The 25,951-nt window shown below is 40.1% G+C and carries 20 protein-coding genes; 8 read left to right on the top strand and 12 right to left on the bottom strand.

All coding sequences use genetic code 11. The features are described from left to right. The first annotated feature begins 6 nt into the window (after positions 1–6). The gene (locus tag IQ236_RS17675) at positions 7–3,933 is read left to right on the top strand and encodes a hypothetical protein (RefSeq protein WP_193870515.1); all 3,927 of its coding nucleotides are present in this window, start codon (positions 7–9) and stop codon (positions 3,931–3,933) included. Positions 3,934–4,015: 82 nt separating this feature from the next. Here IQ236_RS17675 and IQ236_RS17670 read toward each other — a convergent pair whose 3' ends face one another. Next, positions 4,016–5,635, bottom strand: a complete 1,620-nt coding sequence (locus tag IQ236_RS17670; protein ID WP_193870514.1) for a Ppx/GppA phosphatase family protein — start codon at positions 5,633–5,635, stop codon at positions 4,016–4,018. A gap of 103 nt (positions 5,636–5,738) precedes the next feature. Here IQ236_RS17670 and IQ236_RS17665 point away from each other — a divergent pair, with 103 nt between their 5' ends. Beyond that, on the top strand, positions 5,739–6,620 hold the full coding sequence (locus tag IQ236_RS17665; protein WP_193870513.1) for a 4-hydroxybenzoate solanesyltransferase: 882 nt from the start codon (positions 5,739–5,741) through the stop codon (positions 6,618–6,620). Positions 6,621–6,701: 81 nt separating this feature from the next. Here the strand turns inward: IQ236_RS17665 and IQ236_RS17660 are convergent, their stop codons facing one another. Next, a complete protein-coding gene (locus IQ236_RS17660; protein WP_193870512.1) occupies positions 6,702–6,977 on the bottom strand; it encodes a cupin domain-containing protein in 276 nt (91 codons plus the stop codon). A 97-nt stretch (positions 6,978–7,074) separates the two neighbouring features. On the opposite strand from IQ236_RS17660, the gene IQ236_RS28240 reads away from it, so the two are divergent. From IQ236_RS28240 to IQ236_RS28235, 4 genes are all read left to right on the top strand, one after another. After that, entirely contained in the window at positions 7,075–7,836 is a 762-nt protein-coding gene (locus IQ236_RS28240; protein ID WP_193870511.1) for a peptidylprolyl isomerase, read from the top strand. A 730-nt stretch (positions 7,837–8,566) separates the two neighbouring features. Further along, positions 8,567–9,253: a hypothetical protein gene (locus IQ236_RS17650; RefSeq protein ID WP_193870510.1), complete on the top strand. Its 687-nt coding sequence runs from the start codon at positions 8,567–8,569 to the stop codon at positions 9,251–9,253. Between the two features lie 268 nt (positions 9,254–9,521). Further along, on the top strand, positions 9,522–10,370 hold the full coding sequence (locus tag IQ236_RS17645; protein WP_193870509.1) for a PEP-CTERM sorting domain-containing protein: 849 nt from the start codon (positions 9,522–9,524) through the stop codon (positions 10,368–10,370). Beyond that, the gene (locus IQ236_RS28235) at positions 10,370–11,653 is read left to right on the top strand and encodes an O-antigen ligase family protein (RefSeq protein WP_193870508.1); all 1,284 of its coding nucleotides are present in this window, start codon (positions 10,370–10,372) and stop codon (positions 11,651–11,653) included. The genes IQ236_RS17645 and IQ236_RS28235 overlap by 1 nt, the downstream gene beginning before the upstream one ends. A gap of 59 nt (positions 11,654–11,712) precedes the next feature. Here IQ236_RS28235 and hetR read toward each other — a convergent pair whose 3' ends face one another. Both hetR and IQ236_RS17630 read right to left on the bottom strand, forming a co-directional pair. Further along, positions 11,713–12,615 (bottom strand): heterocyst differentiation master regulator HetR, encoded by a 903-nt coding sequence (hetR, locus tag IQ236_RS17635; protein WP_072720060.1) that lies wholly within the window; start codon positions 12,613–12,615, stop codon positions 11,713–11,715. Between the two features lie 454 nt (positions 12,616–13,069). After that, complete coding sequence (locus IQ236_RS17630; RefSeq protein WP_193870507.1) at positions 13,070–13,441, bottom strand: hypothetical protein; 372 nt, start codon at positions 13,439–13,441, stop codon at positions 13,070–13,072. Positions 13,442–13,757: 316 nt separating this feature from the next. Here IQ236_RS17630 and IQ236_RS17625 point away from each other — a divergent pair, with 316 nt between their 5' ends. Continuing rightward, positions 13,758–14,408 (top strand): lipase family alpha/beta hydrolase, encoded by a 651-nt coding sequence (locus IQ236_RS17625; protein WP_193870506.1) that lies wholly within the window; start codon positions 13,758–13,760, stop codon positions 14,406–14,408. Between the two features lie 11 nt (positions 14,409–14,419). On the opposite strand, the gene IQ236_RS17620 is transcribed toward IQ236_RS17625, so the two are convergent. Next, positions 14,420–14,848: a VOC family protein gene (locus tag IQ236_RS17620; RefSeq protein WP_193870505.1), complete on the bottom strand. Its 429-nt coding sequence runs from the start codon at positions 14,846–14,848 to the stop codon at positions 14,420–14,422. Between the two features lie 18 nt (positions 14,849–14,866). Between IQ236_RS17620 and IQ236_RS17615 the strand changes: the two genes are divergently transcribed. Beyond that, positions 14,867–15,652, top strand: coding sequence for a TIGR00297 family protein (locus IQ236_RS17615; protein ID WP_193870504.1), 786 nt, complete (start codon positions 14,867–14,869; stop codon positions 15,650–15,652). Positions 15,653–15,697: 45 nt separating this feature from the next. Here IQ236_RS17615 and proX read toward each other — a convergent pair whose 3' ends face one another. From proX to fni, 7 genes are all read right to left on the bottom strand, one after another. Beyond that, positions 15,698–17,644: a glycine betaine/L-proline ABC transporter substrate-binding protein ProX gene (proX, locus tag IQ236_RS27830; protein WP_228041711.1), complete on the bottom strand. Its 1,947-nt coding sequence runs from the start codon at positions 17,642–17,644 to the stop codon at positions 15,698–15,700. 40 nt (positions 17,645–17,684) lie between these two features. Continuing rightward, positions 17,685–18,887: a quaternary amine ABC transporter ATP-binding protein gene (locus IQ236_RS17600; protein WP_193870503.1), complete on the bottom strand. Its 1,203-nt coding sequence runs from the start codon at positions 18,885–18,887 to the stop codon at positions 17,685–17,687. A 33-nt stretch (positions 18,888–18,920) separates the two neighbouring features. Continuing rightward, on the bottom strand, positions 18,921–20,276 hold the full coding sequence (locus tag IQ236_RS17595) for a hypothetical protein (protein ID WP_193870502.1): 1,356 nt from the start codon (positions 20,274–20,276) through the stop codon (positions 18,921–18,923). 3 nt (positions 20,277–20,279) lie between these two features. Next, positions 20,280–20,777 (bottom strand): DUF427 domain-containing protein, encoded by a 498-nt coding sequence (locus IQ236_RS17590; RefSeq protein WP_193870501.1) that lies wholly within the window; start codon positions 20,775–20,777, stop codon positions 20,280–20,282. A gap of 27 nt (positions 20,778–20,804) precedes the next feature. Continuing rightward, positions 20,805–22,340: a radical SAM protein gene (locus IQ236_RS17585; RefSeq protein ID WP_193870500.1), complete on the bottom strand. Its 1,536-nt coding sequence runs from the start codon at positions 22,338–22,340 to the stop codon at positions 20,805–20,807. Between the two features lie 194 nt (positions 22,341–22,534). Continuing rightward, positions 22,535–24,361 carry a signal peptide peptidase SppA gene (gene sppA, locus IQ236_RS17580; RefSeq protein ID WP_193870499.1) on the bottom strand — a complete coding sequence of 609 codons (1,827 nt, stop codon included), beginning with the start codon at positions 24,359–24,361 and terminating at the stop codon, positions 22,535–22,537. Positions 24,362–24,435: 74 nt separating this feature from the next. Further along, positions 24,436–25,509 carry a type 2 isopentenyl-diphosphate Delta-isomerase gene (gene fni / locus IQ236_RS17575; RefSeq protein WP_193870498.1) on the bottom strand — a complete coding sequence of 358 codons (1,074 nt, stop codon included), beginning with the start codon at positions 25,507–25,509 and terminating at the stop codon, positions 24,436–24,438. Between the last annotated feature and the right edge of the window lie 442 nt (positions 25,510–25,951).

The following is a 25,951-nucleotide window of genomic DNA, read 5'->3' as shown; positions in this document are numbered from 1 at the left end:
CCCCCCATGTCTCCGCCAAAACCCTTAATTCGCATTTTAATTCAAGCCGATACAACTAATCCCATGATTTTAGAAGGGTTAGAAGCTTGGTTGCGTTTAGGTTTATTATCCGATACCCAAGTCCGCGAAATTGGTGAACTTTATTTAAGTGACCCTATCTCTCAAAAAGTTGTCTCTTCTGCTAAAACTAACGTTGTGAGTATGGAAACAACAACTCGAAATTCTGTTGTTTCTAAACCGCCTCAACCCGCTTTTGAATTACCAGCTATTGTCACGGATTTAGTTGAATCTTTAAAAGCTGAATTGAGTGTTCGCTGGCTCTTATTTTTAGGGTTATTTTTAGTCATTGTTTCCTCTGGGGTTTTAGCAGCAAGTCAATGGGAAAAATTTCCAGCCACCGGACAATATTTAATCTTATTTGCCTATACCTTTGCATTCTGGGGGACGAGTTTATGGGGAAGTCAACAGTCTAGCTTACCCGTGACGGCGAAAGCTTTAAAATTAGTCACCTTACTGTTAATTCCTCTAAATTTTTGGGCAATGGATGGATTAAAGTTGTGGTTATATCCCTTGGGGTTAGTTACAATAGCGATCGCTACAATTGCTCTAACAGCGCTAACTATTATTTTATATCGAAATCAAGGACAATTGCAACGTCGTTTCCTCTTCAACCAGTTAGGATTAAGTTATTTAAACTGGGGATGGCAAATTCCAGGGTTTCCCGTCATCGCGGTTTATTTGGGAATTATCATTAGTGGAATTTTAACTATTGCTAATTCTCCCCCTAATTCCTCCCCTCAAAACCAACAGGCAAGTCATAATCAACAGGCAAGTCATAATCAACAGGCAAGTCATAATCAACAGGCAAGTCATAATCAACAGGCAAGTCATAATCAACAGGCAAGTCATAATCAACAGGCAAGTCATAATCAACAGGCAAGATGCCTGTTCCACGGTATTGACCCTAAAATTATTGTGATTTATCTTCTCGCCTTGCTGTTTGGTCGGGCAATCTTTGGGGTTGATATTGCCATTAGTGAACTGGGATTAGGTTTAGGAATCTTTTCAATATTTTTATACCTTTCTCCATCTATCATTTTACATCGGTGTAGCTATATCATTCTATTTTTCGGTTGGTTAATCACGATTTTTACCCAACCTGGACAAGCCTTTTTAATCAGTGGAATTGGCGTTGGAATTTTTACTCATAATTTATTAAAATATTGGAAACGCCAAGATTTAGCTGCAATCTTTGGTTTTGGATTATCAATGGTGGTGTTAGTCGGTCGTTTAATTCCACCGGAACTTAGACAAACGGCGATTACAGTTGGAGTAGAAGTTACCCGTTCTCAGCATTCCCCTTGGGCTTTACTCAGTTTAACCTGGTTTCCCTATCTGATTGCAATGGTTGTCTTGACGGATTGGATTTACCACCGTCCACAACGAAAATTAGCTCAATTTGGAGATCAAATGAGTTTAATGTTTGGGGTATTTCTAACCAGTTTATCATTATTAAACCCTGCATTGCGATCGCTAAATTTATTAGCATCTACTATTACTTTAGCCGTTATTACGAGCCGTCGTCAACCCCTAAACCCCCCCTTAGTTTTAGCTACCCATCTTTTAGGGTTAGTTACCGTTTGTAATCTAGTTTACTGGCAATTTCCCAACTTAACCTTAGAACTTTGGGCAATAATTTTATTGGGCTTAATGCTGGGTGAATTTTTATTATTTACGGTCAATAGCCCCCTAGATAATATTATCCGAAAAGATGCCTTAAACCTAGGAATAGTATTATCTGAACTCAGTTATATGTTATTTTTAACTAACTTTTATTTTGATAACAAAATTTTAGAAATTACTTGGTTAATCACACCCCTAGCCTTAACAGTTGTAGCAACCCAAACCACAGACACCCAACGAATAAAAGCCAGCCAATTTAGTTTTGTAGCTTGTGGGTTAGTTCAAATTTTAACTTTACCCCATCCTGAAATCCGTTTATGGAGTTTAGGCTTAACAACGCTATTAATGGTTGTTAATACCCAAATTCTAAAAACGTTATTTGCATCAACTTTTACCGTTGGTTTAGGATTAACTGTACTCTGTTTATCCGTACAGGATTTTGTAGTCAGAGAAGGATGGTTAATGCTATTGAGTTTAACCGTCACCGGGTTATGGATATTACGATTAATGTTATCTCGCTATGGTTCACCTCAATCAAGAATTATTAAACTTTATAAAAAATCTATTGACGGTTGGGCAATAGGATTATTAGGGTTTGAACTTTCTGCCATAACCCTACATTCCTTTGGGTTATATACAGCTAGATTTCCAGCTAATTTAAACTTAATTTCACCCTTAATCATTTTAATCATTGCCTTAATTCTCCGAGGATTGAATATAGCAGAACCCCCCAGAAGAGACAGGTTGGGATTCTCCCCTTGGATATTATATAGTTTAGCTTGGGCCGTTGAATTACTAATTGTTGAAATCCTAATTTTTAACGACCGTTCTTTAGTTAGCTTGGCAGTTGCTAATATTATTTTAGGACTAATTACACAACTTTTAGGAGATTGGTGGCAACGTCATTATCAAATTCAAAAATTGCCCAACCCTTGGCAAACAATTCCCATGCTATACGGTCTTTTAGGTGTAGTTTTTCGGTTCCAAACCATTGCTAATTGGACCGGATTAATTTCCCTAGGACTTGCCTTAATTTTAATTGGCATTGGCAGACGCAGTATCGACACCAAACCTTTAACTTATTTAGGACTAATAGGAATTTCTATTTCTACCTATGAAATTTTATTTTATCAAATTCAGTCTCAACCTTTAGCCACACAATGGATTGCTTTTGCCACATTAGGAACCAGTTTAATGTATGCTTATCGAGTTCTCAGTCCGGGGTTAACCGTTTATTTACAACTTCAGGAAAGTGAAATCAAATTTATTGCCCATGTTCATTGGTTGATTAGTAGTTTATTTTTATTATTAGCCAGTTTAACTCCGGGTTATTCTCAACCTTTTTTAGCCATTGGAACCAGTATATTAGTCGTGCGTTATGCTATTTTCCAAGGTCGTTATAATTCCAATCCTACAGCCTCGGAAATTTGGGTCTATCTCGGTTTAGCAGAAGCAACCGCTTTAATTCTTTATCTGCAAAATTTATTCAATTTAAACGAATTTTTTATTCCTTGGTCAGGGTCAATTGTATCAATCCTATCCTGGTTCTTTTATATTTTGCCTTGGAATAATGGGGGATGGTCGGAGAAACCCTGGAAAAGAGCCGCCATTATTCTTCCGATTATCACGGTTATCACTTCCTTTTTCCTCTTACAACCTGAACAACAATTAACGGGATATCTTTCAGCTATTCTTGCCATTATATTGTATATGGCATTATCAAGCTTAACCCGAAATATTCGCTTAAGTTATTTCAGTTTAATCTTAATTAATTTTACCTTTTATCATTGGTTAGGGTTGATTAATTATCAAGCGGATGAGTTTATTCTAACCCTCCCCATTGCCTTATCATTACTTTATTTTGCCCAATTTGAACCCAATTTAATCTTAGAACAAAATCGCCCTTGGAGGCATGGATTTCGGATTTTTGGAACCAGTCTATTTTGTGGAATGTCTCTGATAACTAATCAAGGGATAGGGATTCTTCCGGGAATGTTAAGCTTAATCACAATTTTTGCGGGGTTAGGATTTAAAATTCGAGCTTTTCTCTATATTGGAACTGCAACATTTTTAATTAATATTGTAGAGCAACTAATGATTCTTAATGCTCATTATTCTTTTATGAAATGGGTAATTTCCTTTATTTTAGGGTTAATTTTAATTTGGATTGCTGCTACTTTTGAAACCCGTCGAGAACAATTAATTGCTCTTTGGAATAACTGGATGGCAGAATTAGAAACCTGGGAATAAGGCAAAAATCAGGCATTAATTTGGCTCCAACCTAAATATTGTAGGGTGCGTAAGCTCCGCGCACGCACCGAACTCCATAAGATTAAGGTTCTAATTGAGCCACTAACTTTAAGCCATAGTTAGTTTCAAAGGCTTCTTTCTTTAAGTCTAAACTCCATAATTCTAAAGCACAATCATCATCAGCATGGGTCGGTTTTAATTTCACATAAAACTCCCGTGTCATGGGTTTATATTCACAAATAACTTGAGAAATAGCGCCAATCATCCGCCGATCTAAAGCGACTGCTAATCGTAATAAAGGATGCAATTGATCAATCACTTGTCGAAATCGTCGCGGTAAACCTTGATAGGCTTCATGTTTCTTTTTAGGACTACTTTTGCGATGATATCGAGCTAAATTTGCGATCGCTTCAATTTCCATTTCTGTAAATCCTAATAATTCCCCATAGCGAATTAAATAATAGGAATGTTTATGATGAGCCGAATGACTGACATATAATCCGCAATTATGAAGAATACTCGCCGACCATAATAATTCTCGTTCAGTTTCTCCCCAATTATGTAATAATCCTTTTGTCTGATCAAATAAACTTAAGGCAAAAGTAGCAACCCGTTGGCTAGATTCTAAATCAACTTGATATTTTTGAGCAATTTTTAAAACACTTCTTTCCCGAACTGAACGGCCATAATGAAGTCGATCATCAATTAACCCATGAGTTAACATCCAGTCTACAATCACCCCTTCTCGGAGACTGCGTTCACACACCGTTAAAGACCGCAGATTTAACAACGTCATAGCTTCTTGTAAAATTAAAGCCCCCGCTAAAATAATCTCGGCGCGACGGTCAGCAATGCCCGGAATTTGTAATCGTTCTTGATAAGATAATTTCCGAATTTTATTAATAAATTCTTGTAATTCTTCTAACGTTAATTCATACCCCACCAACCGAGTCGGGTCTGTTCCTAGTTTTTCTCTCGCTTTAATTCCAACTAAAGTTTCAATCGTTCCCGAAGTTCCGACTAAACGGGGTATTTCCCCGGATTTTAAATGGGAGGATAATTCATCAACAACTCGTTCTAATGTGCCTCGAATATAAGCTTGTAAATATAAAAATTCTGCGCGATTAATCGGATCTGTATGCACAAAATCATGAGTTAATCGCACCGCCCCCACTTTTGTACTACTTAAAAATCGGGGTTCCCAACCATCTCCTAAAATTAATTCCGTAGACCCCCCACCAATATCAATAATAATATGGGGTTGGTTATTAAATTCCATTGCCGAAAGCACCCCTAAATAGATGCGTCGGGCTTCTTCCTGACCGGAAATTAAACTAATTTCTAAATCCAATTCATCAGCAACTCTGCGAATAAAGTCTCGACCATTGGGAGCTTCTCGCACTGCACTGGTTGCTACGGCTACAATTTGTTCCGCATTAAATGTTTTAGCAATGTCTTGAAACCGTTTTAAACAATTAATCGCCCGTTCCATTACCTCGGGTTTGAGGTTGCCCTTTTCTCCACAATCTCCCAAACGAACGGTTTCTTTTTCCCGTGCAATTATCGTAAAAGTGGTCAGTTGGGGCTGAACTTTCACCACAACCATGTGCAGAGAATTTGTTCCTAAATCAATGGCGGCTAAGATTCGATCTCGATTATCTGCGGGTTCAAAACTCTTCACCAAAGGCATTGATGTGACCATAATCACTCTCTCAGAAGCTAATCCTCTTAATTTTAGACCGAGGGCGGATCTGTGTTAAAAAATATTGTGAAGATTCAATCTAACTCTCTCGGTGCAACTGGCAATGCTGACCCAATCTAATCCACCGGAACCGACTTGGCAAATTATTATTCGACTGTTGCGATGGGACAAACCCGCCGGACGCCTAATTTTGATGATCCCTGCCTTATGGGCTATTGTTTTAGCCACCCATGGCACACCTCCTTTGGCTTTAATTTTGGTGATTGTCTTTGGAACCTTGGCCACCAGTGCCGCCGGGTGTGTCGTCAATGATTTATGGGACAGGGATATTGACCCGGAAGTAGAACGCACCCGCACCCGTCCCCTGGCCTCCCGTGCCTTAACGGTCAAAACCGGGTTGGTTATCGCTGGGGTTGCCTTTATTTGTGCGGCGGGACTGGCGGTTTATTTAAACCCTTTAAGTTTTGGTTTATGTGTGGTGGCTGTTCCTGTAATTATTGGTTATCCCTTAGCAAAACGGGTGTTTCCCATTCCCCAATTAGTTTTATCAATTGCTTGGGGATTTGCGGTATTAATTAGTTGGACGGCGGCCGTGGGAAATTTAGAAACAGCTACTTGGTTTTTATGGGGAGCAACGATATTATGGACGTTAGGATTTGATACCGTTTATGCTATGAGCGATCGCGAAGATGATCTGCGTTTAGGGGTGAATTCCAGTGCTATCTTTTTTGGAGAACAATCGGCGAATGCTGTGGGTATTTTCTTTTTAGGTACAGCAATTTTATTAGGAATTCTAGGCTGGAATCTACACTTACATTGGGAATATTGGCTGACCCTAACGGCTGCTATTGGGCTCTGGTCAAGACAATATTGGCAACTGCGAAACCCCGATCTTCCTAGACCGATTTATGGCAAAATTTTTAGTGATAATGTCGGAATTGGTTTTATTTTATTAGGGGGAATGATTAGCGGATTATTACTGTAGAGACGTGCCATGGCACGTCTAAATAACGGCACGTCTAAATAACGGCACGTCTAAATAACGGCACGTCTAAATATTACAGGTTTATTTCCCAAACCGATAATGTTTACGAACCTCTGCCCGGATTTTCCACCGACAAGACAGTCCCGCCTCAAAGGTAACTAAATCCCCTTTTCCAAACTGCACAGGTTCACCGACCTCTGGGGTAACGATGACATCCCCCGCTAATAAATAGCAGGTTTCGCTTTCATCATACGTCCAAGGAAACTCCGAAACCTCCTTTTCCCAAATTGGCCAATTCAAAACCCCCAATTGTTCTAATCGTTCTAAACTGGGTTGAGATTCAACCTGAATGCTCATTTCAAATTCCTATCAACATCTACGCCCAAATTTTACAGGAAGGGAACCTCAACCCCTACAATATTGGTAAATAGAATTTTTTAGGATGTAAATCTCAGTGGCTAATCCCTTTTTAACCGTTAACGACGAACCCATTCTTTTAGGTCAAGCACTAAAATATTTGCAAGCGGCTGGAAAATTACAGCCGATGATCACAGATATTCTGCGCGAATATATTCTGGATCGGGAATTACAGTCGAGGTCTGATTTAGATGTCCCGGCTGCGAGTATTGAACAAGCGGTTGTTAATTTTAGACTAGAACGCAATCTTAGTGACCCTCAAGCGTTTCAACAGTGGTTAGAAAATAATCGCATGAGTTATGAAGGGTTTCACCAGCAAATTATGCTGGGGTTCAAACGAGAAAAACTTAAACTGTCGGTGGTTGAACCGGAACTGGAAAACTATTTTATCCAACGAAAACCTGCTTTAGATGCAATTGTTCTCTCTCGAATTTCATTAAATGACTATGAATTAGCAGAAACATTATTCAACCGTTTAAAAGAACATGAAACCCGGTTTGAAGAATTAGCAAAAGAGTATTCTATTACCAATGAAAGCTCGTTTAATGGCATGATGGGAGCCGTTGCTTTGTCAACTTTACCCGATTCTCTTAAGGTCGTTGTCCAACAAACCCTACCCGGACAAATTATTGGCCCCCTAGAAGTGGAAGGCGGCTGGTGTATTTTCCGAGTTGAACAATTTTTAGAAGCGTCCTTAGAGAATCCTCAAATCAAACAACGGTTGCAAAATGAATTATTTGAACGCTGGTTAAATCAACAACTTCAATCCGCTAAAATTACCCTAAATATTCAAGATTAATTCTCTTATAGTAGGGAACAGGGAACAGGGAACAGGGAACAGCGCTTCTGCGACTCCTATAAAAATAGAGGAGTTAGAATTAATTCTAACTCCTCTATTTTTGCTGGATAGTTTAGTTGAGTGCAACGTTCGGCGTCAGTACGGATGAGGCTAATCTTTCCCTTTTCGGTTTCTTTCTCAATAAATTTAGTAATATTACTGAATTTACGGGTAAAAGGTTGACAGATTAATTGAGAAAAATTCAGTATTTTTTCTAATAGATTAATCTGCGTATTCAGAGTTAATATTTTGTCTAATAAAAAGATTACGGAATCATTCCCTAGGTCGGCGATTGGATTGCTCCTTATTTAAATTAAGGGTGCTTTTGCTGATGTCGTCTTCTGAATCGCAAAACAAGCTTTAGGGTATAAGCGATTGTACGCCTTGCAGGGAGCAGCTTCTATGTTGCACTCTCATGTTGTGTTAAATCTAGGACTGACGCTTAGGAGTCGCTATTTCAGAGAATCTAGTAGAACAATCAGTCAATATCGGGATTTTACGGAGCTATGACATTTCTAAATTTCCGTAAATTTACTCTGGCTTAATTATTTTTCAAGATTTACAGTAAAGGCTGAGTCTACCCAAACTTTCAATCGCTACTACATCACTGCTACCTGTTGGCAATTCTTGTTTTTGAATTGTTATAAAAATTTTATTCTCTATTTAGGGTGGTGAAAACCTACTATTTCTCATGGGTAATTTCTTGATTTTCAGTTGGGCTTTGGTTTTAGTTTTGTTAGGGCAAATAGCGCATTTTCTGATGCCAACTGGGTTGAGTGCGACGGAAGATTTGGGCATGAGGAAATACGCTAACTTGATATCTATTGAATCGACTGATAGCAATGCAGTTGAAGTTGATGGTATCCGGTTTGAAATCTTAATGCCCCAACGGGAGTTGACTATTCCGGCAAAAATACCAGGGGCTCATACGCCTGTGCAACTTGGGATTGAAATTACCAATAACACCCAAATTCTGATTCGCTTCCCTCCGTTTGACCCCCTTTTTGCAGTTTTTATAGAAATAGTGGGAGCGGATGGTAAACCATTTCAAAAGCACTGGACTAGAGCTATGCTCCTCAAGTCAGAGCAAGCTGCTTGTCCGTTAGTTAAGCCGGGACAAAGTACGATCTTTTTTCTGGATGCCAAGCTTTTTTGGCAGAACAATAAGCTTTTACTTGGAGGCTCTGATGGATTAGGTGGCTCGTGGTATTTTGACCATCTTAAGCCGGGTGATTACCAAGCTCGGTTCACATACATGAGTGCTAGATCGGTGATGCCGTGCTATGACCCAACAACAGATGGAGGTGAGATAATCCCAGGGATTTGGACAGGTAAGGCATCAACTCCGTTTGTGATGTTTCACCTAGTGCAGTTTTAAATGAAAACAGCATCTAAACCCCGATTTAGCTCGGATTTCTGAGCGAGGCTGATATTTCTTAAATATCTATTAAGTAAAGGATCTACTAAGAATGCGATTACGACAATGCCTGATAGTTTTACTCTCTTCCCCTTTACTGATTGCGTCAACAGGTCGAGCGGGTTTCGCCTTTTCTTTTACGATGCCCTCCCAAACGCCCGATTCCCCCTGTACCCTAAGCTCAAATTACTGTTTATCAACATCCAGTACCCAGGAAGGTATTGGCACTGTGACTACGAATTTGAAGCAAGTATCTAGTCTGAAACTAGGTGGAACAGACGATTTTTTTAACCTGCTATCTTCATCAGTTTGGGCTTCAAACGGTTGGGCTTTTCAGCGTTCAACAACAAACTTAGCTGGTAGTTTCAACATAGGAGTATACGCTCCTTTGGCTTCAATGGCTTCTACTTCACCTGGAGTATCGGGTGAGATACAACTCTTTTACAACCCTGTTATTGGACAAGACCCCATAGGCAACCAAGTCCATTTTATTCAACGGGTATTCAATAACCATGCTGTTATAGCTACCCGTCAGGGAAATATCGAACTACCATACGGTACTTTAGAGAATAAGATTGATACCGTCATAGAGCAAACTAATCCAATCTATGTGGATCTTCAAAACCCTCAGAAGCAAACATTTAATCCTTTTTATGATACATACGGTCAGGTATGGAGCTACTCAAATAGCAGTATTCTTGTCCGAGATGTTTCAGGCAGAAATGATTTCTTCAATAATAATGACTGGTCGGCTGAACTATATCTTGTTCAAGAAACCGCACCCAAGACAGTAACGATTTATAACGGCATTTCGTGGGGGTGGAACAATACCTTCACACCTTCTCCTCCTCCTATTTCTCAGCCTCCACTTCCTTGTGACGGAAGTAGTGGTGGCGGCGGATGCGTTACCACAGCCAGCGACATTGCAATCCGAGAACTTCCAGTTTCCGACTTTGACAGTGGCGACCCCAATCAATTACCAGAAAAAGTCCCCGAACCCACTACCCTATTAGGACTCTTGGCTTTAGGTGTTGCTGGAACAATTGAAATCCTCAAAAACAAGTTTAACAAACAATAGTGAAAAGTTTTTACACCCTGCTATTTACCTTCAGCATCATCCTTATCGACCCTTGGGGTAACAGTCGAGGTTCAATTTGGACGGAACCCAAAATATTAGCTGTTCTGTTAATTACCCTATTGAACCTCTCAATGCTTTGGGAAGCCAGAAAATCCCTCACCGTACCCCGTAGCTGGAAAATCTACTCAATTCTATGGGGAATATTTTTAGGAATTGGACTGCTTTCTACTTTATTAAGTCCTTTCCCCCTATACTCTTTATTCGGTCAAGAACAGATGGGTGACGGCTGGTTATATTGGTTAACACTAGCTGTTTTTACCCTCAGCAATTCCTTACTCTTAACCCATCACCCCGAACTTTTTCACTCTCAACTCAAAGGACTACTGATAGGAGGAATTATCCTTGCCTTGAGTATCTTTCCCCAAGTCATTGATTGGCGAATTGACTATACTGCTACAATGGGGCAACTCATCCAGAAAAATGTCTTAGCCAGTACCATTTTCCAAGGTCAGCAACCCATTGGTTTATACTCCCATCGGGGTCATGCTTCATTTGTATTAGCAGCAATAGTCGTTCTTTTAATCACCAGTTGGCAGCACCAGTGGATCAGCGATCGCCTGATGAAAGCAGCAGGATTATTAATCGGATTAGCTATACTATTAACTCAGACTCGGCAAGCCGTGTTAGCTCTGTTAGTAGCAACAATTTACTTATTAGAAAAAAAATACTACAAACTGTTAATTCCTGCCACAATTATTTGTTTACTTGTCATTGGTATTGCTACAACTACTCGGCAGATCAATAATTTACCTTTAATTAAACAAATCACTTCCGGTCGCATTGGGATGTGGCAACTCTCAAAACATGGAATTAGTCAGCGTCCCTTACTGGGGTGGGGTTTTGATGGGTTTGGCATTGCCTATCCGTATATTGTCAATTCTGAAAAAAAGCTAAAAGTATTACATTTGGGTGATTTCAGCTTTGATGTGGAGAACGAAAAAGGAAAAATACACACAAAACCCTTACCGACTGCTAAAGCTCATAATCTCATATTGGACGTAACTTTATCTGTCGGTGTGTTAGGGTTACTGTCGTATTTTGCACTCATAATATTCCCGATCAAGCTTCTGATACAATCGCCTTACTATGGCATGGAAGCAGTAGCGATTTGCTATCTTATTTTTACCTTCACCTGGTTTGAATGCGCCCAATTCACCCATATCTTTTGGTGGGTGCTCAGTTTTAACAAAAAATTGCGATCGCTGAATGATTTTATCAAGTAACGACCGCTTTTTCTTTATTCTTTCTGACCCGACGTTGAAACAGCCCTAGCCCTTGCTTTTTAATCCTCTCCTTTTGGCCCAAATACCATTTGTACCACCATCGGTTCTCCCCCTTTTTCATGATATCGATCAGCCCATTGACGAATAATTTCATCTAATTCTTCAATGGCTTGATCAATTCGTTCAGGAGGGATATCTAATTCTTCCAAAACCCTCATCACCCTGGGTTGACGTTCAGCCCAATCTTTCATTAATCTGAAATATCTAGCTGTATCTTCAACCATAATATAAGTGCGCTCTTCCTGATCTTCTGGAGAATAGGAAGAACGATTTAGGGCATAAAAAGGCATTCCCCAAGGTGATTCTATTTTAATAACTGTTTCGGAATAAGTTAAACGTCGCTTAATATGTTCTGCTAAAGCTTCACTTAAAGGCATTCTGCGACTGGGTTCTAAATCTTCTTGAGAACGCCTATGCAAAAATTCAATTAATTCCATAAATTGAAAGGAATTAATTAATTGAGCATCGGGTAAATATTTCGGGAGTTTACTTTCAATAACCCGTTTTTCTTCTGAGGTTAAACTACTGCCGGAAATGCGAGATTTACCGGGTTGCCAAGGATAATGTTCTAACCAAACATAGGGAAACTGAATTAAATATCGAGGTTCTTGAGACCCCAACATTTTTAACAGTTTACCTTCGGTTAATGCTTGTTGAACTTCCTCAACAATCACTTTAACTCGCTTCGGTTCAATATGGTGCAGGTGTCCTGTCATTCTCAGGTTTTTTCCCTGTTCCATATAAGTCATATAGATAGCGCATTTTGCCGCCGTTGCGGCTGCATCCAGGAAAGCCCCATGTCGATGTCCACTGGTTCGCATCGCGCTAAAGGCCAGATATAACATGATCTGATCCATGGCGCTGGGGCTTAGACTTTTGATCAGATCGGTATCTTTTGTCATAATCATCCCTGAAATCGCCTACCTTGGAGGCATGGTAGCATCCTCCATAAATTGTGAGAAATTCTCTGACTTGGAAACCCTAAGTTTAGGGGAAGTCAGTTTTTTACTCAATCTACGCCAGTTCCTATCCCTGAGATGAGTGAGGTTTTGACGCTTGAGTGAGCGTTGTGAATTGAACTGGGATGTGACGACACGATTATCGATGAGCATCGTCAAAAATTAAGTAGATTATTTCGCACCCTTGGCACTCAGGGTTCTCTATTGATGGATGTGTCACACGACTCTATTATACAAGACCTCTTGCTTTCTACAAGAATTTGCTGAATTCTCAATAAAATTCCCCCGATTTTTGGATATTTTTCATCCCTAAGAAAGAGAACAACCCCCCTAGCCGTCTCAATGAGGTTAGGGGGGTCTAATCGCTTGAAAAATTGTTTTGAAAGATTGATATTGATTAAGAACGATTCATCTGACCTGCCATATTTGTAAACATTGCCATACTTGGCCCTGGCCCCCGGCGAGGAGTAGAGGCGTTCGGCATTAAATTATCTGGGGCGAAGGTCATCCCCGCAGGTGTTTTGACTTGTCCCGGGTTGAGGGGTGCGGGCTCCTTAGCAGGGGCGGGTTTAGGTTGAGGAGGAACAACGGCGGTGGTTTGAGGTTGCGCTGATGGGGCCGATGGGGTTTTAGTCTTTGCAGATTTTTCTGCTTTTGTTTGAGGTTCTGGTGCAGGTTTAGACTCAGGTTGAGGAGCCTGCTTGTCTTTCGCTTCGTCAAACTCTAAAAAATATTCTTCTTTTTTAGAATTGAATAGTTTACCTAACATTATGCTTACTCCGTCCGTATTTTTAACAACTTTAAAGCTTTAGCCTTAACGATAGATTAAGGAAGAATGAAAGATTTGTCGATAAAAATTTACATTTCGTTACATTTGTTCCCAGGACAACCCCCTGTATTGGGCTTTTTCCGCCATAATTCTGTTAAATCTTTGCGTTTATTTACAAATTTCTCAGAATCTCTTGCAGGTGGCCTGTTCTCGGTTGCCCATTTCCTGACATCCAATTCCCGCAGTGTCATATCCCGTAGTCGGGTAGGGTTTGTGATAGTCTAAGTTGGAACCAGATTAATCTCGTGTTGATCCGATGAATAACAGCACCCTTCGCAATCCGGTTTTATTGATTCATGGTATTTTTGATACTAAAGCTATTTTTAAAACCATGACAGCCCATCTAACTCAACGGGGATGGAATGTTCATAGTTTGAATCTTATTCCTAATGATGGCCGATTAGGATTAGAAATATTAGCCAAACAAGTTGCAGATTATGTGACTCAAACTTTCCCAGCAGAACAACCGATTGATTTAATCGGCTTTAGTATGGGGGGAATTGTCAGCCGTTACTATGTTCAACGCTTAGGAGGAATTGAACGAGTTCAACGTTTCATCACCATTTCCTCGCCTCATCATGGAACCTTAACCGGATACCTTTACCCCACCTTAGCCGCATCTCAAATGCGTTCAAATTGTCCGTTTTTAAAAGATTTAAATCGGGATTTAGAAACCTTAGACCGAATTAATTTTACCTCAATTTGGACACCCTATGACAGCATGATTGTTCCGGCTCAAAGTTCTCAAATGCCCATTGGTCAAGAATTTATTGTAAATGTTTTGGTTCACTCCTGGATGGTGAGTGATTTAAAATGTTTAGTTCGGGTTGAGGAAGCCTTAAATGCACCGTTAAAAACCCTCCCCACTCCGGTATCACCCGCTATGGTTTCACGTCACAACGGGTGACAAACCGAATTTTACACGTCTCCGACTTGGGCGTATTCGTTACAACCGAACACCGCTTCAGGATAACAATAGTATTTGAACTCTAAAAGATTCCCAAAGGGATCTTCTAAGAAAAAGGTGCGGTGTTCGGTGGGTAAATTCGGAAAACGGCGTTTAGGGTCTTGGTAAAATTTGAGGTGGTTTTGTTGGACACGGTTTAACAGGGTTTCCCAGTCCGCTTCCGAGGTAAAGACTAAGCCAAAATGTCGGGGATAAATCCCGTTTTGGGACGTTAGGGGTTCTTTGCTAACATGGGCAACAATTTGATGACCGTAAAGGTTCATAATAATGGAATTGGGGGTTTCTCGCCCCAGTCCACAGCCTAACCCTTCCCCATAAAAGGCTTTAGTTTCTGCAATATTGTTCACGGGAAAGGCAAGATGGAATAAAGTTTTGTTCATTGTTTTGAGATTGAGATTATGATTCATGAATTAGTCTGGCTTAATCCTTGGCTATTTGCGATCGCTTTAAATACAGTTTTAATTAGTTTAGGGGTAATTTTAGCCAAAAGGTTATTAACAACCGCCGGATGGCTGCACGCTTGGCTGTTGGGGGTACTAATTTGGGGGTGTTTGGGGTGGCGAGGTTATGTAATTGTAGTATTTTATTTTTTAGTGGGTTCGGGTGTGACTCGCATTGGAAAAGCTGAAAAAGAAGCCGCCGGAATTGCAGAAAAACGAGGCGGTGCTAGGGGGCCAGAAAATGTCTGGGGTTCGGCGTTAACGGCCACATTATGCGCGTTAGGAGTCTTTGTCCTAGAGGGTTTTTTTCCTGATGCAGTTGAACTACAGCCTTGGATTCCGCTATTATTATTAGGATATGTTGCCAGTTTTAGTACAAAATTATCTGATACCTGTGGAAGTGAAATTGGTAAAGCCTATGGCAAAAGTACGTTTTTAATTACCACCTTAAAACCCGTTCCTAGAGGGACAGAAGGGGCTGTTAGTTTAGAAGGAACATTAGCAGGTGTTTTGGCTTCTATTATTGTTTCTGTTTTGGGCTGGAGTATCGGTTTAATTAATGTTTGGGGAATTCTTGGGTGTGTCATTGCTGCATTTATAGCGACGAATTTAGAAAGTGTGATTGGTGCAACCTTACAAACCAAGTTTACCTGGTTAACCAATGAAATCGTTAATTTTATTAATACGTTAATTGGTGCGATCGCAGCTATCCTTTTCGGTTTTTATGGGCAATTTTTCTCCTAATTCGTAATTCGTAATTCCTAATTCGTAATTCGTAATTCCTAATTCCTAATTCACCTTTCCAATGGCTTGAGTAATCCGATCTAGTAAGATAGCTAACAAAACAATTGCTAGTCCTCCCACCGCCGCCATCCCCACATCCAAACGTCCCATCCCTTGTAATACCGTTAAACCCAGCCCTGGAACTGCAATCATAGAAGCAATAACCGACATCCCCAGAGAGAATAATACCGTTTGATTGACTCCCGCCAAAATCGTCGGAATAGCCAGAGGAATTTGCACGTCCCAGAGGATTTGTCTCGGCGTTGAACCAAACGCATAACCTACCTCAACAAACTCAGTTGAGACTTGTCGAATTCCCAAATTTGTAAAGCGAATTAAGGGAGGAAGGGCGTAAATAATTGTAGCAATGACCCCCGGAACTTCTCCAATTCCAAACAGCATAATTACCGGAACCAAATAAACAAAAGTCGGTAGAGTTTGCATCACATCCAGAAGGGGAAGAAACCCTTGTTCAAATCGGTTGCTGCGTGCACAAGCCACACCCAACGGAATACCAACAAGAATACAGAAAATTACCGCCGTAATCACCAAAGCCAGGGAAATCATTGCTGCTTCCCACTGTCCCATAAAACCTATTAACGCGAGAGCGAGGACGCTGAAAATTCCGACTCTTCGCCCAGCCAGTTTCCAAGTCGTCACACCCAACAGTATAAGGAAAATAAGCGGAGGAATTGTTAATAATAAACGGCGAATTTCTTCGAGTACCCAACTAATCGGAATCCGAATCGCTTGGAAAAAGGGGCGAAAGTGTTCTACTAGGAAATTAATGGCGGTGGTAATCCATTGAGCGAGAGGAATTGTGTATAGTTGGAAGGGATCTAATAGAATATTTAGTCTGTTTAAAGCTTCCGGGTTAGTTGGGTTTGGAATACTAGATGAGGATGCTTCGGGATTGTTATTAATCTGCTTAATTTGATTCAGCCACCCTTCAAATTGGGTTTGATTCTCCTTAATCCATTCTTCAGCATGACGACGAATATCTTGGGGTTTATTTTCACCTTGTTTAATACGAGAACTTTCTCTAGCCATATCCTCAGAAGGAATTTTAACCAGTTCAAAAAAACGTCGAGCCGTCGGATTATTTGCTAAAAAATTCTTGTTAGCAATCACTCGATATTTACCTTGAACCATTCCCAGATTTTTACCATTTACAGATGTATCTTTGTCGGTTAGTTTTCCATAACCTGGGCGAACAGCAGTAAAAGGAACTTCTAACCAGATAACATCTTGATTTACTTTCAGAATATCACCCAACCAGAACGGACTATAAGCATACAAAAAAACTGGTTTTCCTTGTTTATAACGAGTTAAAGCATCTGCAATTAAGGCGGTATAATTTCCTTTATTAATTTCTACAGTATCCCGCAGTTTATAAGCATCTAAATGGTAATCCATTTCTAACTCACAACTCCAACCGGGATCGCAACCCACGAGATCTGCTTTCCCATCTCCATCGGTATCAAAGATCTTGGCAATACGCGGATCTTGAAATTGTTGTAAGTTAGTAATTTTATATTGATCAGCCGTTTTTTTATCAATTTGATAACCTTGAATCAGGGGAAACAGTAGACCCACTTTCTCTAATTTTTTGTCACCGCCCGCATTTTTATAAAATTCATTATGTCCAGGATCTCCAAAAATGGGCGCAAAATCTAAATCTCCATTCGCCACTGCGGTATAGACAGCCGGATAAGTTGCTGCTACCAGGGGTGCTATTTTGTAACCGAGTTTCTCTAAGCCTATATTAATAATTTCAGATTGAAATCGATCGTCAATCCAATCACTTGTTGCGGAACGAATCATCACGCCTTTTCCAGGTAGATCTGAATTAGTTGTGGTTTGTGCTAAGGAGGAAAAATTGATTAAACCGATTAACAATAGAATCGTTAAAATCAACGTTTTTAATAGTTTTACTTTTGAATATTTGAACATATTATGAATTACGAATTACGAATTACGAATTACGATCTTTTTAGTTGAAATTCTCGCTAACCTTGCTTAAACTAGCGAGAATATCTGTGGGTTTTAAAACTCCTTTAAATTTTCCAGTTTCATCAACCACGACTAGGTTTTGTTCATGGCGGTAAAGGTGAAAAACATCTTCTAAAGGTACAGTTTCTGAAACTTTGGAAAAGTTAGTTTCCATGAATTGAGTAATATTTTTAACGTCTTGTTGAATTGCGAGATCAAGCTGTTGTGGATCAAGAAAACCAACAGGTTCTTTGTTAGGATTGAGTATATAGATTCGCTCTTTGTTTGAGCTTTGTATCTGTTGGAGTGCGAGTTGATCTAAATCTTCACCGAGAGTTAAGGAAATAGTTGGACGGGTAATGGTTCCTGCTTTCAGGATTTGTCCGCGATTAACATCTTGAATAAAATCCCGGATATAATCATTAGTCGGTTGATTTAATAGTTCTTCAGGAGTCGCAAGTTGAACAATTACTCCCTCTTTCATTACCGCAATGCGATCGCCTAATTTTAAAGCTTCGGGAGTATCATGGGTAATAAAAACGATAGTTTTGTTCAACTCTTTCTGAAGTCTTAATAATTCATTTTGCATCTCCCGGCGAGTCAAGGGATCGAGGGCGCTAAAGGGTTCATCCATGAGTAAAATCTCAGCATCCGTCGCCAACGCACGAGCCAGTCCCACCCGTTGCTGCATTCCCCCACTCAACGCCGAAGGTCGGTAGTCGGCCCATTGAGCCAGCCCAACGACTTCCAAGGCTTCCAAGGCTTTTTTCCGACGTTGGGTTTTGCTGATTCCCCGTAACTTCAATCCATATTCTACGTTATCAGCGACGGTTCGATGGGGAAATAAGCCAAAATGCTGAAACACCATTGATATTTTAGTGAGGCGGATTTGACGAATCCGTCTTTCATCAATATAGGCAATATCCTCATCATCAATATAAATGTGTCCACTGGTTGGGGTAATCAAACGATTAATACAACGAATCAGAGTCGATTTACCCGAACCGGACAACCCCATGACTACAAAAATTTCACCTGGGTTAATGGTAAAAGACACATCTGCAATCCCCAAAACCTGACCCGTTGCTTGCAAAATCGCCTCTCGGTTTGCGCCTTGGGAAAATAGTTTCAGTGCATCACGACAATTTTCTCCATAGATTTTGATCAGATGTTCAATGCGGATTTTGGGTTGAGAATCATTCATGAAACATAAGTTGTAAGACGGGTAGAACTCGGTTTATAATTTATCTTTTATTTTAGCAAATATCTGCTCTGGAATAGCGTGTTCTTGGGAGTAAACAAAATTATACTTTTGTTCTAGCTTTTTCCAATCTATTGAATTTTCTGATAGAATTTTTTGTCTAAACATTTCTAACGCCTTACCCGATAAACCTTTTTCAAAGCATTTTTTCATCAGTAAACGGCTTTCATCGATTTCGCCAATACATTCAAACGGAGTATGGGTTGATAAACCTAACATTTCTCGAAATGTAGGCTGTAAATCTTCATCATCAAACAAGTTGGATTGAAACACAGCATTAACCTCTTCCGGCTGACAAAAAGCCATTAACCCCAACCAAACATAAGCACATTTTGGGCATTTTTTACACCAAGGTTTTTGGATATTACACGAATGGATTTTGGGAATAACTTCGGGATATTTACTTAAATTTTGAAAAATGCGGAAGTCGTAAATCGGTTGTAAGATGCTAAAATATTTAAAGTTGGATAAAAGATGCTCTCGAACAAATTGATCTAAAATTTGTTCAGCTTCCAGACTTTTACCCCATTGATGATTAACTTCTTGTCCGATTTCTGACCAAAACAGATTCCCTGTGTTGGCACTTTTTTCATGGGCTAAACACAAATAATTGTATCCTCCATCGAGCATTAAAATTAAGGATTCAAAGATAGAAACAGGGGTTTCTGGAGCAGTAATTCCTGAATTTTCGGGAAAATAAAGTTGGAAAAAGGGAAAGTCAATAAAATCATCAAAAATTGAGATTTTATGGCTTTTAATCGGTTGAACATTTTCCAATACTTGAGCAATTAATTGATGTTGTAAATCAGCTTTGCCATAAACACTATGAGAATATTGCATAGAAGCAAAAGGAATTTCTGCTTCTTCCAACATTTTCATCGCTAAAATACTATCTTTCCCGCCCCCGCAACCTGTCAGAATTGTAGGATTATCCCCTAAAATTGAAACCGGATGACTTTCTCCTAATGTTTGTGAATAAATGATTTCGGGATGTTGATAATCTGTGATGTTATTTTCATACCAATGTTGACCAAATACGCCTTGATAGATTTTGATAAATAAATCTAAAACAGGCTTTTCCAGATGGGGAGAAATTTTTGAAATATCGTAATATTTGGGAAATAAAGAACAGAATTTCATGCCTTCAAATAAGGCAATATGGGCAGCAATCCGTTCTATTAAGGGTTGAGAATACTTTTCTATCAGTGCCGAAAATGAGACATCATGATAAAAAACTTTCGTGGAAAATCGAAATTGATCGGCACGATAGGAGATATCAAGATGATGTTCATGAATTACCAAATCATCTATTTTAATGACTTCAATTTTCATGACTTACCATCCATAAGTCCCAGGGCTACCTTTAAACGGCCCCACAATATCAGCCGTAATCCATCCCCCATAAAACTCCCCTGGTTGAGGGATTACTTGCTCATCGTTAACATAGCAAGCATCCATTAAACTAGCAATAAAACCATAGTATTCTTGAATCGACTCAAAACCGGGGGTCGGTTCAAAATAGCGCCAAGCGGCATGGTTAATATATTGATCACCGATGCTGATATCGTAATATTGATATCGCCCTTTCCATTCACACAATCCTTTTTTAGGTGTTGCAATCAGATGTTCTAATTTAATGTCTTCTGGGGGAAAGTAATAAGTTGGAGGATGGCTAGTTTCTAAGACTCTTTTGCCTCTATTGGTTTCGGCTAAAATAATCCCCTTACAAATCACCTTCAGATGTTTATTCGTATCTTCCAAAATAGCAGGACGGGGATAATTCCAAACGGATTCTTGACCGGGTTCTGGTGGAATAGGATTGGGTGTTCTCATTGTTGTATAACTGGGTAGAATTTCTGTTTAACTAGCGGTTGATAGTTTGGTCAGTCCGCCATGATAGTTAATCAATTTAGATTCAGCTTTGCCAATTTGAGCTAATCGAAATTGCCACTCAGAAATCTCTTCATAACTGAGGTGGTGGGTGTCACAACAGGGCGTCCATAAACCACCCACAATTGAGGGATCATCAAACCGCAATAAACCCGATTTACGGATATTTTCGCCTTGGGGTGTTCCGGGTATGGGAGAAATAGAATAGGAAGCAACTTGAAATTCTAAATTGGGGTTAATTTCTCGGAGTTGTTGATGGAGTTCTAAAATCGCTTCTTCAAGACGCGATAAACTGTCATGGTTGTCATCAGGAAATCCAATGATAAAACCATAGACAATCACCGGAAGACCGACTCGAACAATGGCTCGCATCATCTCACAATGTTGCCGCCAAGGGAGAAGCTTTGCATAGGATTCTCGGCCAAAAACCGGACGTTCGGCGGGAATATAACCGAGAAAACCGCCAACTTTGCCATCCCATCCCCAAAGGGCTTCGATTAATTCTTCATCCGGTGTGAGGTCTGTATGATCGTAGTTGCGTCCTCGACCTAAAGTCGCTTTTCTCAGTTCTAAACCATTAGGCCATAAAAGCGGCATTCCAATTTCTCTGGCACCCTTAGTAATTTGTAGAACTTCTTCTCGTCCCTCTGGAAACAAAACACGACCCAGAAATTGATCAGAACCCATCACGGTACATTTTGCCCCAGCTTCCTTCTGACGAGCAATCCATTTGAGGGTAGTTTCCGGTGACATCCGCCGAAAGCCTGATGTGTAGGTTGGGGTTTGGCAGAAGTCACATTTGCGATCGCACCCAATATCAGGATAGACTGAGCCGATGGGTACAAGGTCTTCAATAAAAGGCTCTTCTGAATATTCTTGACCCAAACATTGTCGGGCGACGTCCACCGATGGCAGTGCCCACTCATCGGGGCTCATGGCTTTAGTCCGGTTGGGATAAGAACGACCATCGGCAAAAAGCACACCCGTCAGCTTTTCTCGTGGCAGTGTTCCCACTACATGGTCAAAAATCGGCCAATTGGCTGCACCGGATTTATCCGTGACGATGGCTGTTGCACCCGCTTTCAGGTAATGTTCCGGTTCAGCAATGGCGTCAGACCCGCCCACAACAACGGGTTTGCCTTGACTGGCGAGATGGGCGATGGTCATACAGGTGACTTGGCGTTCTTGGGTGTAGTTAACAGTCACTCCCCAAGCATCATAAGCGTCTGGATCGACATCAAAAATCCGTCGCCCCACATAAGCTTTAGTCAGATTCATGCCTTTCCAGGTCACTTCTCCAAAGGGTTCTCGACAATCACCATCTTTGAGATTAACCAATTGAGCATCGAAACCACCCGCTTGTAAGTCAGCCATTAAAACCTGCTTACTGAGTAGAGTATTCCGTCGATATAAGGCTGTCCAATTATGCCCTTCTTCGTCATATAATCCCAGGGCGGGTACTTCCACAAGTCCAATGGTCGGCGCCTTTTTTGAGGGTAATGTCATGAGAATCTCCTAAAAACAGAGGGAAAATTTTAATGTCACTGGATGTAGATTGTTGGAGACATCAATCTCTAAGTTTATAGACCTATAGGGAGGGGGAAATTTCAGAATCTGTTTATGTTTTATTGATTGTAGGGGTAGTCTTTAGGATTTTCAATACCAAACCCACCAATCGTTAATTAATCTTTACGATTTCTTTATTCAATTCTTAAATTAAAGGGTAAACGAGCATAAATTCCTTTGGGATCATTCATTGTTGTTAGGGTCGATAATTCCTCTTTAAGTCTGAGAAATTCCTGGGTTAAGGGATCAACCGGAGTCCCTAGGGAATGTCCGGTATTTTCTCCGGCTAAATTTTCTAAGATTCGTTCTTCTAAGCTTCGAGGTTTCGGGGCTTCTTGTAATGTCCAATTATCTCCTAAGTTTGCTTTTTTAACTGCTGCTGCGATCGCGGCATCTAACCCTCCAATTTCATCGACTAACCCTAACTGTTTGGCTTGTGATCCTGACCAAACTCGCCCTTGAGCAATTTCTTGAACTTTAGTCTTGGGTAATTTACGATTCGTCGCTACATGAGAAACAAACCGTTCATAAATTAAGTCTACAATCCGTTGTAGTTTTGCTAATTCTTCTGGAGTTTTCGGGCGACTAATGCTTTGAATATCGGCAAATTTACCTGTTTTAACAATATCCCAAGTAATGCCATTTTGATTAGAAATATCTTGAATATTAAATAATAATCCAAACACCCCAATTGATCCAGTAATGGTATTGGTTTCGGCAAAAATTTGATCCGCACCCATTGAGATCCAATATCCCCCGGAAGCCGCATAATTTCCCATGGAAACAATTACAGGTTTTTGCTTGCGGATCAGTTCTATTTCCCGTCCAATTACCTCGGAGGCTGTGGCACTTCCCCCTGGACTATTAACCCGTAAAACTACTGCTTTTACCTTTTCATCTAAGCGAAGTTTTCTTAATTCTTTGGCTAACCGATCCCCTCCAATTTGAGTTGAGGTTCCTTTTCCATCGACTATTTCACCCTCAGCATAAACAATAGCAATTTTATTATCGCTATTTTTATCGCCACTATTGTTTTTAGCAACTTCAGGTAGTTTTGAATAGGAAGTAATACTGATTTGGCGAAATTGCTTATCCTCTTCTTGAGATTCTCCCGTGATTTTTTTGAAGTTAGTAACCACTTCATCACCATAAGCAATCTGATCTACCAGCTTTGTTTTTAAAGCGGTATTTGCTAATAAAATGCCTTCCGTATTAGAAAAAGCTTGTAACTGTTGGGGTGTAACTTGACGACTAGGGGCAATTGTTCTTAACCATTCTCCCCAAATATTCCCTAACAATTGTTGGGTTTGTTGCCGACTTTCCGGGCTTAATTTTTTGAGTAAAAAAGGTTCAACGGCTGATTTATATTTCCCCACCCGTGTAACTTGCACGCCAATGCCATATTTTTCTAATGCACCTGTTAAAAACATGACTTGAGAACTCAAGCCTTTAATATCTAAAGACCCTAAAGGATTAACAATGACTTGATTTGCAACGGAAGCTAAATAATATTCCGGTGCTGTCCAGTCCATATCATAAGCAATAATGGTTTTTCCGCTCTCTTTAAACCGTTGTAAGGCTTGACGAATTTCTTTTAAATTAGCTAATCCTGCGGAGGTGGGACTATTAGTTCCTTGCAAATAAAGAGCGATAATTTTGTCATCTTTGCTGGCTTGATCAATACTTTGAACTAAGGTTCTTAATTGAATTTCTGTTGCAGTATTTTCGGATAAGGCTTGTTGTAATGCTTCCGAAGTTGAAGGATTAGGGCCAGTATCACTAACACTTAAGGATAAATCAAATACTAATACAGATTTATCCTTAACTTGTGGCCCTGAATCTTGACTCGCACTCATAATAATCAGGAAAATTAATCCGCCAATTCCCATTGTGGTAATTAAGACAAGTCCGATTAAATTTCCTAATAAACTTGCTAATGTAAACTTGAAAAAATCTTTCATAATTATGATTTAGGGATAGGGTTAAATCTATTGTAATTAATTTCAATTAGGAGGGAGGAGAGGGAGGGAAGATTTTATTTTTCCAGAGTTAATGCTCCTGATGTTTGCAGTTCAGAAAGGGTACGATTATTTGTACAAAAAAGAACCGTAATCAGTTCAGCTTGTAAAATTTCAACTAAAGTATAGACGGCTGCTTCAGATTCAGCAGCGGCTTGCAAAAACGGCCATGCTAACCCGGCTAAATTTGCACCCAAGGCGATGGCTTTTGCCGATTCTAAACCATTGCGTAATCCCCCGGAAGCAATTAACGGAATATCGGGGGAAAGTTCGCGAATTTTGCTAATACAATCAGCCGTCGGGATTCCCCAATTAGCAAAGGTTTCCCCTAGGCGACGTTGTAAGGGGTCTTGAGCGCGTTCTCCTTCAATTTTAGCCCAAGATGTGCCGCCTGCGCCTGCAACGTCAATGGCAGCAACTCCGGCTTCGATTAATTGTTTTGCCATGGCTGCATTAATACCATTTCCGACTTCTTTAGCAATCACAGGAACAGGAAGTTGAGTACATAATTGTTCGATTTTAGGGAGTAATCCTTTAAAGTTGGTATCACCTTCGGTTTGAATACATTCTTGTAAGGGATTAAGATGTAAAATTAAGGCATCGGCTGCTAATAAATCAATGGTTTTTCGACATTCTTCTAAACCATATTGATAATTTAGCTGAACGGCTCCTAAATTGGCAAAAAGTAAAATATCAGGAGCAACGGATCGCACCGCAAAGGTATCTGCAACATCAGGATTTTCTACCGCTACCCGTTGGGAACCTACCCCCATAGCAATATTATAGTGTTGAGCTACAGCCGCTAACCGATAATTAATTAATTTTGCTGGTTGTGTTCCCCCGGTCATGGAGGAAATTAAGAACGGCGCTCCTAATATTTTACCTAAAAACGAGGTTGTGATTTCAATTTCACTGCGGTTTAAATCCGGTAAACAACAATGGGTAAAATGATAACGTTCTAATCCCGTTGTTGTTTGTCGAAACTGCACATCTTCTTCTAAGCAAATCCGCAGGTGATCTGCTTTGCGGCTTTCAATTTGAGTAGAAGCAATATCCATCGGAACAGTATTCGGGGAAATTAACACAGACATTGAGTTTTATTAAGACTCAACTTTTAACAGTATTACCTATTTTGGTTGACGGTTGACAGTTATCAGTTATCAGTTATCAGTTATCAGTCATCAGTGTAGAGACGTGCCATGGCGCGTCTGTACCAGTTATCAGTTATCAGTCATCAGTCATCAGTCATCAGTGTAGAGACGTGCCATGGCGCGTCTGTACCAGTTATCAGTTATCAGTTATCAGTCATCAGTCATCAGTGTAGAGACGTGCCATGGCGCGTCTGTACCAGTTATCAGTTATCAGTTATCAGTTATCAGTCATCAGTCATCAGTGTAGAGACGTGCCATGGCGCGTCTGTACCAGTTATCAGTTATCAGTCATCAGTCATCAGTCATCAGTCATCAGTGCTTAGATGTACTTAAAGCCTACAGCCTCACTCCCCCCTAGGTGCATCTGTACAGAAATTAATGA

This window comes from Planktothrix mougeotii LEGE 06226 (assembly GCF_015207485.1).
In the GTDB taxonomy this organism is placed as follows: domain Bacteria; phylum Cyanobacteriota; class Cyanobacteriia; order Cyanobacteriales; family Microcoleaceae; genus Planktothrix.
This window is presented reverse-complemented; position numbering and strand designations above follow the sequence as displayed.